The organism is Cypionkella psychrotolerans, assembly GCF_001294535.1.
Classification (GTDB): domain Bacteria; phylum Pseudomonadota; class Alphaproteobacteria; order Rhodobacterales; family Rhodobacteraceae; genus Cypionkella; species Cypionkella psychrotolerans.
Map to the genome: position 1 here is coordinate 133,350 of NZ_LGIC01000073.1, position 11,255 is coordinate 144,604.

Annotated in this window: 10 protein-coding genes; 7 read left to right on the forward strand and 3 right to left on the reverse strand. The window is 60.4% G+C overall.

From position 1 onward, the window contains the following. Positions 1–98 precede the first annotated feature (98 nt). From AKV04_RS17250 to AKV04_RS17260, 3 genes are all read right to left on the reverse strand, one after another. Positions 99–1,496, reverse strand: coding sequence for a helix-turn-helix domain-containing protein (locus AKV04_RS17250; RefSeq protein WP_054007656.1), 1,398 nt, complete (start codon positions 1,494–1,496; stop codon positions 99–101). 48 nt (positions 1,497–1,544) lie between these two features. Next, entirely contained in the window at positions 1,545–2,762 is a 1,218-nt protein-coding gene (locus AKV04_RS17255) for a multidrug effflux MFS transporter (RefSeq protein ID WP_054007657.1), read from the reverse strand. 98 nt (positions 2,763–2,860) lie between these two features. Next, the gene (locus AKV04_RS17260) at positions 2,861–3,214 is read right to left on the reverse strand and encodes a DMT family protein (protein ID WP_054007658.1); all 354 of its coding nucleotides are present in this window, start codon (positions 3,212–3,214) and stop codon (positions 2,861–2,863) included. Positions 3,215–3,559: 345 nt separating this feature from the next. Between AKV04_RS17260 and AKV04_RS17265 the strand changes: the two genes are divergently transcribed. The 7 genes from AKV04_RS17265 (at position 3,560) to AKV04_RS17295 (ending at position 11,234) form a co-directional block, all read left to right on the forward strand. Beyond that, positions 3,560–4,051 carry a cell wall hydrolase gene (locus AKV04_RS17265; RefSeq protein ID WP_054007659.1) on the forward strand — a complete coding sequence of 164 codons (492 nt, stop codon included), beginning with the start codon at positions 3,560–3,562 and terminating at the stop codon, positions 4,049–4,051. 122 nt (positions 4,052–4,173) lie between these two features. Next, complete coding sequence (locus tag AKV04_RS17270) at positions 4,174–5,700, forward strand: acyl-CoA carboxylase subunit beta (RefSeq protein ID WP_054007660.1); 1,527 nt, start codon at positions 4,174–4,176, stop codon at positions 5,698–5,700. Between the two features lie 63 nt (positions 5,701–5,763). Further along, entirely contained in the window at positions 5,764–6,138 is a 375-nt protein-coding gene (locus AKV04_RS17275; RefSeq protein WP_054007661.1) for a DUF6497 family protein, read from the forward strand. Positions 6,139–6,847: 709 nt separating this feature from the next. Beyond that, the gene (locus AKV04_RS17280) at positions 6,848–7,249 is read left to right on the forward strand and encodes a hypothetical protein (RefSeq protein ID WP_054007662.1); all 402 of its coding nucleotides are present in this window, start codon (positions 6,848–6,850) and stop codon (positions 7,247–7,249) included. A 331-nt stretch (positions 7,250–7,580) separates the two neighbouring features. Next, on the forward strand, positions 7,581–7,790 hold the full coding sequence (locus AKV04_RS17285) for a hypothetical protein (RefSeq protein ID WP_054007663.1): 210 nt from the start codon (positions 7,581–7,583) through the stop codon (positions 7,788–7,790). A 107-nt stretch (positions 7,791–7,897) separates the two neighbouring features. After that, complete coding sequence (locus AKV04_RS17290) at positions 7,898–9,901, forward strand: acetyl-CoA carboxylase biotin carboxylase subunit (protein WP_054007664.1); 2,004 nt, start codon at positions 7,898–7,900, stop codon at positions 9,899–9,901. A gap of 100 nt (positions 9,902–10,001) precedes the next feature. Further along, positions 10,002–11,234 carry a Y-family DNA polymerase gene (locus AKV04_RS17295; RefSeq protein WP_054007665.1) on the forward strand — a complete coding sequence of 411 codons (1,233 nt, stop codon included), beginning with the start codon at positions 10,002–10,004 and terminating at the stop codon, positions 11,232–11,234. The last annotated feature ends 21 nt before the right edge of the window (positions 11,235–11,255 follow it).

The window sequence follows — 11,255 nt, forward strand, 5'->3', positions numbered from 1 at the left end:
CGGGGATATTTAAGCCAACGTGAAATTCTAGGTATTTCATCTTGGTCTAAATACTCCCCGCGGAGCGTTCAACATTTCTGCCCGTGCTGCGGTTAGGCTTAGTCGGCGATGTCGTAGGGCAGCAATCCGCGTTTGTCGGGATCGACTTTCAGGCGGCGCTCTAAGGGCGGCACCGAGCGTTGGTGGCAATTTTGCCGTTCGCAGATCCGGCAGGAGATGCCGATCGGCTCGAAGCGGCCCTTCAGGTCTAAGCCATCGGAGTAGACGAGGCTGGAGGCGTGGCTGATCTCACATCCCAGACCAATGGCGTAGCGGCGGACGGGGGCGAGGAAGGCTCCGCCGGGTTTCGAGACATCGCGGGCGAGGCAGAGGTAGCGCACGCCGTCGGGGGTTTCGGCCAGTTGGCGCAGGAAATGGCCGGGGGTCTCAAAGGCGCGGTGGACGTTCCAGAGCGGGCAGGCGCCGCCGAAGCGGGCGAATTGCAGGCGCGTGGCGGAGTGGCGTTTGGTGATGGTTCCGGCCTGATCGACGCGGACGAAGAAGAACGGAACACCTTTCGCGCCGGGGCGTTGCAGAGTGGAGAGGCGGTGGGCGACTTGCTCGATGGAGGCGCCGAACTGGTCGGCTAGGCGTTCGAGGTCGTGGCGGGTGGTTTGGGCGGCCTCCAAGAAGGCGCGGTAGGGCATCAGGGCAGCGCCGGCGAAATAATTCGCCATGCCGATTTTGGCGATGTCGCGGGCTTCTGTAGTTTGAAATTGCGCGAGATCGAGAGTGGCTTCGATCAGCTCGTTCTGGGTTTGCAGGGCGACTTGGTAGAGCAGTTGAAAGCGCTGGGTGGGGCTTGCGGCGCGGGCGGAAAGCGCAAGGGTCCGGGTGGTGGGGTCAAAGTGACGCAAGGGGCCAGTGTTGGAAAATTGAACATTGATACCGCGTTTGTTGAGCGCCTCGGTTGCGATGATCAGGGCGTCTTTCCCGATACATGCAGCGGTTATGAAATGTTCGGCGGCGCGGTCGACGGAATCGACGTAATTGTCGCAATAGTGAAAGAAATCGCGAACCTCCTCCCACGGGGAAGCGCGCAGGGCGGTGTCTTCGCGGCCCAAAGCCTCATCCAGCGAGGCAAGGCGTTCGTGGCTTTGGCGGTAGGCACGGTGCAGGTCGAGAAAGGCGCGGGCGAAGGCCGGGGCGTTGGAGGCGGCGAGGCGGAGATCGGCCAAGGGCGGGGTGGTTTTGGCGAACACCGGGTCGGCGAGGGCCTCGCGCATATCTGACACCAGCCGTTCGCCTTCGCCTGCGTTAAGTTCAGTGACGTCGAGGCCGAATTCTTGCGCGAGCGCGAGGACTACGGTGGCGGAAACCGGGCGGTGGTTGTTCTCCATCTGATTGAGGTAGGGCAGCGAGACGCCGAGTTTATCCGAAAAGGCGCGTTGGGTCAGGCTGAGGCGGCCACGGAGTTCGCGGAGTTTGGCACCTGCGTAGAGTTTTTGGATGGCCATTGCGCACTCCTTTGCAAAGCCCAAGGTAGGCTTTGCAAAGTCAGGCGGTCAAGCGGCAATCCCTAAGCTGCGGGCGCGGCGAATGACCGCAAGGATGCAGAGAGTGGAGAGTACGGAAGAGGCCAGCATCAACAGGATCAGCGGCATTTCGGTGGAACCGGGGGGCAGCACGGCTCCGGCCAAGGCGGCAAGGGCGGCACCGCCGCCAACCATGATCGCACCGCCCAGGCCCGAGGCGGTGCCTGCGAGGTCAGGGCGCACCGAGAGGATGCCCGCGTTGGCTGAGGGCAAAGCGATGCCATTGCCGAGCCCCATGGTGATGGTCAGGCTGAAGAAAACCACGGCGCTGGAGAGGTTCAGCGCGGCGACGAGCGCCAGCAGCGCCATGCCGAGCGTGGTGACAGTGGTGCCGATCAGCACCATTTTGTTCATGCCTAGGCGCACCGAATAGCGGCCGGCGAAGAAGTTCCCGGCCATGTAGCCGACGGCGGTGATGGCAAACAGCAGGCCGATACGGGACGAGGTGAGGTGGTAGACCTCGGTTCCGACATAGGGTGCGCCGCCGAGGAAGGCATAAAAGCAGCCCGAGGAGAAGGCGGCGGCTCCGCAATAGCCCCAGAAGCGGCGCGATTTCAGTAGGCTGGGGTAGCTGCGCAACTGATCCTTGAACGACCGGCGTTGCAGGGTGGCGGTCTCGCCCAGATCGGCCCAGCAGAGGGCCAAGACGATCAGACCGAGGCCGAGCAGCAGGCCGAAGTTGGCTTGCCAGCCGAAAGCCTCATCAAGGATACCGCCGATCACTGGGCCAATCATCGGCACCAGCGACATCCCCATGGTGACATATCCGATCATCGAGGCGGCCTCGGCGTCTGACACCATATCACGCACGACGGCGCGGGACAGCACCATGCCTGCGGCGATCACCGCTTGTGCCATGCGGAAGATTAGGAAAGTGGTGGCATTGGCAGCGGTGAGGGTGCCGACGGTGGCGATCAGGAACAGCACCAGCGCAATCAGGATGGTGTTGCGGCGGCCGTAGCGGTCGGAGATCGGGCCGATCAGGATTTGCAGCACGGCGGAGAGCGCGAGGTAGAGGGCTACGGAGAGTTGCATCAGCGCGTAGGGGGCGTCGAAATAGGCGGCCATGCCGGGCAAGGACGGCAGGAAGATGTTCATCGTCAGCGCCGAGAGGCCCGCGAGCAGGGTCAGGGTGAGAATTTTCGGCGGGGTTTGGCGGTTGAGGAAGATCGCCTTGGGGTGGGGCATTCGGGGCTTTCTGGGGTAGTGCGTGCGGATAGCGCGATGCCTCCGGCGGGGATATTTGGGCGCAGAGGATGAGCTAAGAGCGCGGCTTTAGGGAGGGCTCAGCTCCATTTGTGGAAGATGAAGAACGCGCCCAGTGCAATAAAGGCGAAGCCGAGGGCGTGGTTCCATGTCAGCGGCTCTTTCAGGTAGAACACAGAAAACACGGCGAAAACCGAGAGGGTGATGACCTCTTGAATGGTTTTGAGCTGGGCGCCGTTGTAGATGCGGGAGCCTACGCGATTGGCGGGGACCATCAGGCAATACTCGAAGAACGCGATGCCCCAAGAGATGAAAATCACCGTGATCAGCGCGGTGGATTTGTGCTTGAGGTGGCCATACCAAGCGAAGGTCATGAAGATGTTAGACAGGGTCAAGAGGCCGATGGTGATGAGAGGGACGGGAAGGGTGGGCATGGGGGGTCTCGGATGCAAATTCTGCTGGTCGGGGAGGTATATAGAACAAAAACCAAGTTTGCCATCAATGACGGTATTTGAGGCAGTTGGTCGCCACAGGCGTTTCTTAGGGTGCGGGTCGTGGGCTTAGGTGCCTGCACATATCAGTTTCGACCCTATAGCCGGTGTGCGGGTCTGCGTAACCAAGGCTGTGGGAGGGGGCTTTGGGAAGGCAATCGCGCCGCGAAAAAGTGACTGCACTTGCGCAAAGCGCCGCTGGGTCGGGTGAGGATGCAAGGAAATCGCTGCATTCCGGCGCGTTTTGCGCTAGGATTGCAAAAAAACAAAACGAGCAGGACTGATAAAATGACCCTCATCCGAACCGCGCGGCATCTTTTCGGTGCCGGTTTCGCACTCGCGCTTCTGGCAAGCTGCGGGCATAGCGAACTCGAATGTATGGAGCGGGCGATGTATTTCGAATCCAACCGCTCCAGCCGGGATGGCATGGTTGCGGTGGGCAGCGTGGTGATGAACCGCGTCGAGTCGGGGAAATATCCGCGCAATGTCTGTGGCGTGGTGGGGCAGCGCAAGCAATTCGCGCCGGGGGTGATGAGCAAGCGCATGAACACGCGCACCGCACCGCAGCTGCGCGACGCGGCGGAGTCGGTGTTGCTGGGCGAGCGGCATCCGCTGATCGGCCGCGCGCAGTTTTTCCATACGGCAACCTACAAGGCAGGCTACAACAACATGCAGTATGTGCTGACCACCGGGGGCAATGCGTTTTACGAACGCGTCGATCCGGCTTTGGTCACCCAGCCACTGCCATTGCCGCCGATTGAGGGCATTACCGGGAAGTGATGAATTTGCAGATTTGCAATTTGCATTTCTGACGCTTCACTGAGTTTGCATATTTTCGATGTTGCGCTTTGCGGGCGGGTTGTGGGGCGCTATGCTGGCCGCGATTTGAGGGGGAGCCTGCGATGAAAGATATCCTGCAACAGTTGGAAGACCGCCGCAATGTGGCGCGTTTGGGCGGCGGGCAGCGCCGGATTGACGCGCAGCACGCCAAGGGCAAGCTGACCGCGCGCGAGCGGATTGAGCTGTTGCTGGACGAAGGCTCGTTTGAAGAATTCGACATGTTTGTCGCCCATCGCTGCACCGATTTCGGCATGGAGGCGGATCGTCCGGCGGGGGATGGCGTCGTGACCGGCTGGGGTACGGTGAATGGGCGGATGGTCTATGTGTTTTCGCAGGACTTTACGGTGTTTGGCGGGTCTTTGTCGGAAACCCATGCGCAGAAGATCTGCAAAATCATGGATATGGCGATGCAGAATGGCGCGCCGGTGATTGGGCTGAATGACTCGGGCGGGGCGCGGATTCAGGAAGGTGTGGCCTCACTCGCGGGCTATGCCGAGGTGTTTCAGCGCAATGTGATGGCGAGCGGTGTGGTGCCACAGATTTCGGTGATCATGGGGCCTTGCGCGGGCGGGGCGGTGTATTCGCCGGCGATGACCGACTTCATTTTTATGGTGAAGGATTCGTCATACATGTTCGTCACCGGGCCGGATGTGGTGAAAACCGTGACCAATGAGGTGGTGACGGCGGAGGAACTGGGCGGAGCATCGACGCATACCAAGAAATCTTCGGTGGCGGATGGCGCGTTTGAGAATGATGTCGAGGCTTTGGCCGAAGTGCGCCGCTTGGTGGATTTTCTGCCGCTGAACAATCGGCAGAAGGCTCCGGTGCGGCCGTTCTTCGATGATCCGGCGCGGCTGGAAGCGAGCCTTGATACGTTGATCCCGGAAAACCCGAACCAACCCTATGATATGAAAGAGTTGATCGAGAAGCTTGCCGATGAGGGCGACTTTTTTGAAATCCAGCGCGATTTTGCTGCCAACATCATCACCGGCTTTGTGCGGATTGAGGGGCAATCGGTAGGGGTTGTCGCCAATCAGCCGATGGTTTTGGCGGGGTGCCTGGATATTGATAGCTCGCGCAAGGCGGCGCGGTTTGTGCGGTTTTGCGATGCGTTTGAAATTCCGATCCTGACGCTGGTGGATGTGCCGGGGTTCCTGCCGGGTGTAGCGCAAGAGTTGGGCGGCGTGATCAAGCATGGTGCCAAGCTGCTGTTTGCTTATGGCGAAGCGACGGTTCCGAAAGTGACGGTGATCACCCGCAAAGCCTATGGCGGGGCTTATGATGTGATGTCGTCGAAGCATCTGCGCGGCGATTTCAACTATGCTTGGCCGACGGCTGAGATTGCGGTGATGGGGGCGAAAGGCGCCACCGAGATCATCCATCGCGGCAAACCGCCGGAAGAAATTGCGCGGCTGACCAAGGAATATGAAGACCGTTTTGCCAACCCGTTCGTCGCCGCCGAGAAGGGCTTTATCGACGAGGTGATCATGCCACATTCGACCCGCCGTCGGGTGGCGCGGGCATTTGCAAGCTTGCGTGGTAAGAAGCTGGCGAACCCGTGGAAAAAGCACGATAACATTCCGCTGTGACCTAAGGAGAACAGCAATGCGTGCGGGCAGCGGAAAAGCGGGCAGTTGTAGGGTGGGGCGGCGATGACCGATCCGAATATAACGGACAGTGCAGAGGCGGTTGTGGTGGCGGTGCCCTCGGGGCAATGGGTGCGCTTCGTCGATGTGGTGATGAACGCGCCGGGACCGGACGGCTTGACCGCGCGGTTTCGCTTTGTCGCACCCGCGATAGCCAAGCAAACCGGATCGGTGGATTTCGAGGTGGCGGTGACGGATATGGAACATTTGTGCAAGAGTTTCGCTCTGCCGCGTATCGCCTCAACCGGGCCGCTGCCAAGCCAGATCGTGATTTCACTTTCCGACCGCGACGTGCCGTTTGGCGAAGCTGCTCCTGAGGCCACTCAATTCTTTGAGGCGTATCGTGTCGAGGGCGACGCCTGTATATGGGAGGCTTTTTGATGAAAGCACAAAATCTAGCGGCCCGGGCCGCTTTGCAACCGATGGCTGATGTAGCCTTGCCACAGCTTGGGGCATTTGACCAATTTGCGTGTCAATTCCGCAGTTTATCGGCTAGAGTTCATGTAGGCCGAACCCAAGCGGCCTTTCCTTCGCAGAAGGGGGCGGCACAAAGCACGCCTCCAGCAAATAAATGGAGTCGAGGATGTCGAGCACTAAGTTTACCGTACTGGCACTGTGCCTGGTCGCTTTCGTGGCAGGTTGCGCTAAGAAAGCCGAAGACGTGGTTTACGTGGACCAACCGGCTGTCACCACTGAGCCGACCTACACCGGCAAATACAAGTAAGACTAAGGGGCGGGCGCTTGTAGGCCTGACGGCTCAGCCCGCCCTTTTTCTATCTGTTGCAACGGCTTACGGGGCGTCGGCAACAACTGTCCTAGCGGGGGCGAACCGCTTTGCACTTGATCTGACCAGCACCTATGGTGCGAGCGTCATCAACGCTGCAAACTGGAGTATCCCATGCGTTCCGCAACAATCCTTGCCTTCATCGCGCTTAGCGCTTTCGCTGCTTGCGCTAAAAAAGAGGCTCCTATGGAGCCTGCGCCGGCACCAATTTCGGTTGAGCCGACCGAGACCGGCAAATACAAATAACAGCTATGGGCGGGGTTTCGGCTCCGCCTTCGCTCTCACCTCTGCGCAAGAGGTGGCATCATGCTGAAGCATCGCGGTTTTCCCGGCCGCCTGACCGGCACTGATTTCCAGTTTGTGATCCGGCGCGCCAATATGAAGCAGGGCGCGGCCAAGATCATCAAACGCGAACGTTTCGCAGATCGCAAAAACGCTGACCGGATGGCCGATAAGGGCTTTATGGCGGCCTTGTGGGCGCAGTTCGGCGAGGACGTTTTCGAGCGTGGCAATCTGGATGCGGGGCGGCTGTCGTGGCTGTTTGGCCGCGAAGTGGTGCCCGCCGAAGATCCCTTCAACCCGGCGTCTTATGATGCGCTGCTGAAGATCAACCTCAAAGTCGCGCAAGTCTCGTTCCCCGAGATTTTCGCCCCCGACGCCGAGCCTATGGACTTTGGCGATTGGGATGACGACGAGGATCAGGACTAGGCATGATTCCGCGCAAGCCTTTGGCATCTTGGCAGCAATTCGCGCAAGCCTTCGGGCGGGGCGAAACAGGCTTTGCGCCAAATGCTGGGTTGCGCGATGATCAATCTGTGCTTGGGGCGTTGCTTGCACCGCAATGCCTTGGGCAAGACTGTTACCCTTTCCCTACCCTCTGGCCTGACTCCTTCGGGGTCAGGCCTTTTTTTGCATCGGCTGCGGCTCCGCTTTGGCGGCTTGTTGCCAGTTGCGCGCGGGCGGGCTTTTTTCAGTTTGCATCGCTGCAAGATTCAGTAGAATCTGCGCACAGAACAACAAACAAAAGAGGCAGTTCAAAATGCGGAAATCTCTCCTTCTTCTTGCCATTCTCACCATGCCGCTGGCTGGCTGTCTGCAAGACCCGGCTTCGCGCGGGTTGGCAGGCGCTGCAGCTGGCGCAGCCATTGCCGATGTCACCGACAACAATGCGGTCACGGGTGCGGTCATCGGCGGCCTTGCGGGCGCTGCAACCTGCGGCGTCAACATCGGCCTGCCGCCCTGCTACTGATCTAATCGCCGCTTACGCGGCTAATGCTATGACGGCCAGTCGGGGTGTTCCCTCGGCTGGCCGTTTTGTTTTGTGCGTCCCGGCCCGGACGCGAAGGGGAGAGAGCTATGTTTAAGAAAATCCTGATCGCCAATCGGGGCGAGATCGCCTGCCGTGTGATCAAGACTGCCCGCAAGATGGGGATCAAGACGGTGGCAGTGTATTCCGACGCCGACCGGGGTGCCCTGCATGTGAAGATGGCGGATGAGGCGATCCATATCGGGCCGTCGCCTGCCGCGCAGTCTTACATCGTCATTGAGAAGATCATGGCGGCGGTGAAGGCATCCGGTGCCGAAGCGGTGCATCCGGGTTATGGGTTTCTGTCTGAAAACATGAACTTCGCGGCGGCGTTGGAAGCGGCGGGCGTGGTGTTCATCGGGCCACCTTCCCCTGCGATTGAGGCGATGGGCGATAAGATCACCTCGAAAAAGCTGGCGATGGCTGCGGGGGTTTCCACCGTGCCGGGGCATATGGGTCTGATTGATGATGCCGAACATGCGGTGAAAATCGCCTCGGAAATCGGCTATCCGGTGATGATCAAGGCTTCTGCTGGCGGTGGCGGCAAGGGGATGCGGATCGCTTGGGATGACGCCGAAGCGCGGGAAGGCTTTCAGTCTTCCAAGAATGAGGCGGCGGCAAGTTTTGGCGATGACCGGATTTTCATTGAGAAATTCGTCACCCAACCGCGCCATATTGAAATTCAGGTTTTGGGCGATAAGCACGGCAATATCGTCTATCTGCATGAGCGCGAATGTTCGATCCAGCGCCGGAACCAGAAGGTGATCGAGGAAGCGCCGTCGCCATTCTTGGATGAGGCGACGCGCAAGGCGATGGGTGAGCAGGCTTGCGCCTTGGCCCGCGCGGTGGGCTATACCAGCGCCGGGACGGTGGAGTTTATCGTTGATGGCAGCCGGAATTTCTATTTCCTTGAGATGAACACGCGGTTGCAGGTGGAACATCCTGTGACGGAGTTGATCACCGGGGTTGATCTGGTCGAGCAGATGATCCGGGTGGCTTATGGTGAGAAGCTGCCGTTTGCCCAAAGTGATCTGAAGATCAACGGCTGGGCAATGGAAAGCCGGCTTTACGCCGAAGACCCCTACCGCAACTTCCTGCCCTCGATTGGCCGCCTGACCCGCTATCGGCCTCCGGTGGAAGGCACCACCCCACGCGGCGGCATCGTGCGCAATGACACTGGGGTGTTTGAGGGCGGCGAGATTTCGATGTTCTACGACCCGATGATCGCCAAGCTGTGCACTTGGGGGCCGACGCGAGCCGATGCGATTGAGGAAATGCGGCTCGCCTTGGATACGTTTGAGGTTGAGGGCATCGGCCACAACCTGCCCTTTGTCGGCGCGGTGATGGAGCATCCGCGCTTTCAATCCGGCAATATCACCACGGCGTTCATAGCCGAGGAATATCCTGATGGTTTCCAGGGTGCCACGTTGGACGCGGATACACTGGCGCGAGCTGCGGCCTCTGCCGCCGCGATGAACCGGGTGGCGGAAATCCGGCGCACGCGGATTTCTGGCACGATGGATAATCACGAGCGCCGGGTCGGTGATGATTGGGTGGTGACGCTGCAAGGCGTTGAACATGTGGTGAAAATCGCCGCCGATCCGGCGGGCTCAACCGTGACGTTTGAAGATGGCCGCAGCCTGCGGGTGACCTCGGCTTGGGTGCCGGGGCAGGCTTTGGCCAGCATCATGGTTGATGGCGCGCCTTTGGTGATGAAGGTCGGCAAAATCTCGGGCGGTTTCCGGCTGCGGCTGCGCGGCGCTGATCTGAAGGTGCATGTGCGTACGCCAAGGCAGGCGGAACTGGCGAAACTGATGATCGAGAAGCTGCCGCCGGATACGTCGAAATTCCTGCTCTGCCCGATGCCCGGTCTGATCGCCAAGATCATGGTCGCGGTCGGTGATGAGGTGCAGGAGGGGCAGGCTTTGGCCACCGTTGAGGCGATGAAGATGGAAAATATCCTGAAAGCCGAGCGCAAGGGCGTGGTCAAAGCGGTGAAAGCGGTGGCGGGCAGCAGCCTGAAGGTCGACGAAGTGATCATGGAGTTTGAATAGGTGGCAGGTCGGGGGCGATCAGCGACAGGCGAGACTCGACAAATGTTCGTATTTTGTTCTAGTCTGATGGCTTGTTTACGCATCCCCGACTCGAGGCCAGATGTCCGCGCGCGTCTCCACCCTGTTCTTCGATATGAACAGCTTTTACGCTTCGGTCGCCCAGGCCGAGGAGCCTGCGCTGATGGGCCGCCCGGTGGGGGTGTTGACGGCGGATGCGCCGAATGCGGCCTGTATTGCCGCCAGTATCGAAGCGAAACGCTGCGGTGTCGGCATGGGCACAAGGCAAGACGAGGCGCGCGCGCTGTGCCCCGGCATCGTGTTTCGCCCGGTGAAGCACGATGTTTGCGTGCGCTATCATCATGCGATTTTGCGCGCGGTGGACACGGTTTTGCCGGTGCATCGGGTGTTCTCTATCGACGAATGTTCCTGCCTGTTGATGGGATCGCAGCAGGAATTGGCCAAGGCTGTGGGCCTCGGGCGGGCGTTGCAGGCGGCTGTGTTGCGGGACGTCAACCCGGCGTTGCGCTGCTCGGTCGGCTTGGGGCCAACGCGGCTGCTGGCGAAACTGGCGGCGGGGTTGGAAAAACCCGGCGGGTTGCACTGGCTGTTGCCGGAGATTTTGCCGGACCGGATTGCGCATCTCGGCTTGGACGATCTGCCGGGGGTTTCTTCGCGGATGCGGGATCGTTTGTTGGCGGCGGGGGTGCCGGATGTGCGGGCGTTTTATGCGCTGGACCCAAAGCGGGCCCGGGCGATCTGGGGCAGCGTTTTGGGCGAGCGGTTCTTGCGCGAACTCCGCGGCGAGGTGGTGGTCTGGCCAGAGACGCAGCGCGGCATGATTGGGCACGGGCAGGTGCTGACGGCGGGCAACAAGACAGCGGAGGGTGCGCGACTGGTGGCGCGGCGTTTGCTGGTCAAGGCTGCGGCGCGGTTGCGGCGCGAGGGTTTTGTGGCGCGCAGCCTGCATCTGTCTCTGCGGTTGCAGGAGGGCGGGCATCCCAGTGCCGAGGGCCAAATTCGTGCAACGCAGGATACGTTTTTTCTGCTGGAAACGCTGGACCGCTATTGGGCAAAGCTGCCGCGCGGACGGATCAAGGCGGTGAATGTAAGCTTGGGCGGTTTGCTGCTCGTGGGGCAAGCGACGGGCGATCTGTTCGACGCCCCGGTGGCAGAGGACGCGCCCGTGGGCCTCTGCCATGCCATCGACCGATTGAACCTGCGCTACGGTCAGAACACCGTGCGTTTTGGCGAATTGCCACCGCATTACGTCGCCTATACGGGGGCAAAAATCGCCTTTGGCCGCATTCCGGTGGCCGAGGATTTTCTGGAATAACCGCATTGCCCGCGCTGGCCC

Bases quoted from the DNA above. Each gene is read 5' to 3' on its own strand.
- AKV04_RS17250 (WP_054007656.1), bottom strand. From the start codon at position 1,496: ATGGCCATCCAAAAACTCTACGCAGGTGCCAAACTCCGCGAACTCCGT.
- AKV04_RS17275 (WP_054007661.1), top strand. From the start codon at position 5,764: ATGACCGATCCGAATATAACGGACAGTGCAGAGGCGGTTGTGGTGGCG.
- AKV04_RS17270 (WP_054007660.1), top strand. From the start codon at position 4,174: ATGAAAGATATCCTGCAACAGTTGGAAGACCGCCGCAATGTGGCGCGT.
- AKV04_RS17290 (WP_054007664.1), top strand. From the start codon at position 7,898: ATGTTTAAGAAAATCCTGATCGCCAATCGGGGCGAGATCGCCTGCCGT.
- AKV04_RS17255 (WP_054007657.1), bottom strand. From the start codon at position 2,762: ATGCCCCACCCCAAGGCGATCTTCCTCAACCGCCAAACCCCGCCGAAA.
- AKV04_RS17260 (WP_054007658.1), bottom strand. From the start codon at position 3,214: ATGCCCACCCTTCCCGTCCCTCTCATCACCATCGGCCTCTTGACCCTG.
- AKV04_RS17280 (WP_054007662.1), top strand. From the start codon at position 6,848: ATGCTGAAGCATCGCGGTTTTCCCGGCCGCCTGACCGGCACTGATTTC.
- AKV04_RS17265 (WP_054007659.1), top strand. From the start codon at position 3,560: ATGACCCTCATCCGAACCGCGCGGCATCTTTTCGGTGCCGGTTTCGCA.
- AKV04_RS17285 (WP_054007663.1), top strand. From the start codon at position 7,581: ATGCGGAAATCTCTCCTTCTTCTTGCCATTCTCACCATGCCGCTGGCT.
- AKV04_RS17295 (WP_054007665.1), top strand. From the start codon at position 10,002: ATGTCCGCGCGCGTCTCCACCCTGTTCTTCGATATGAACAGCTTTTAC.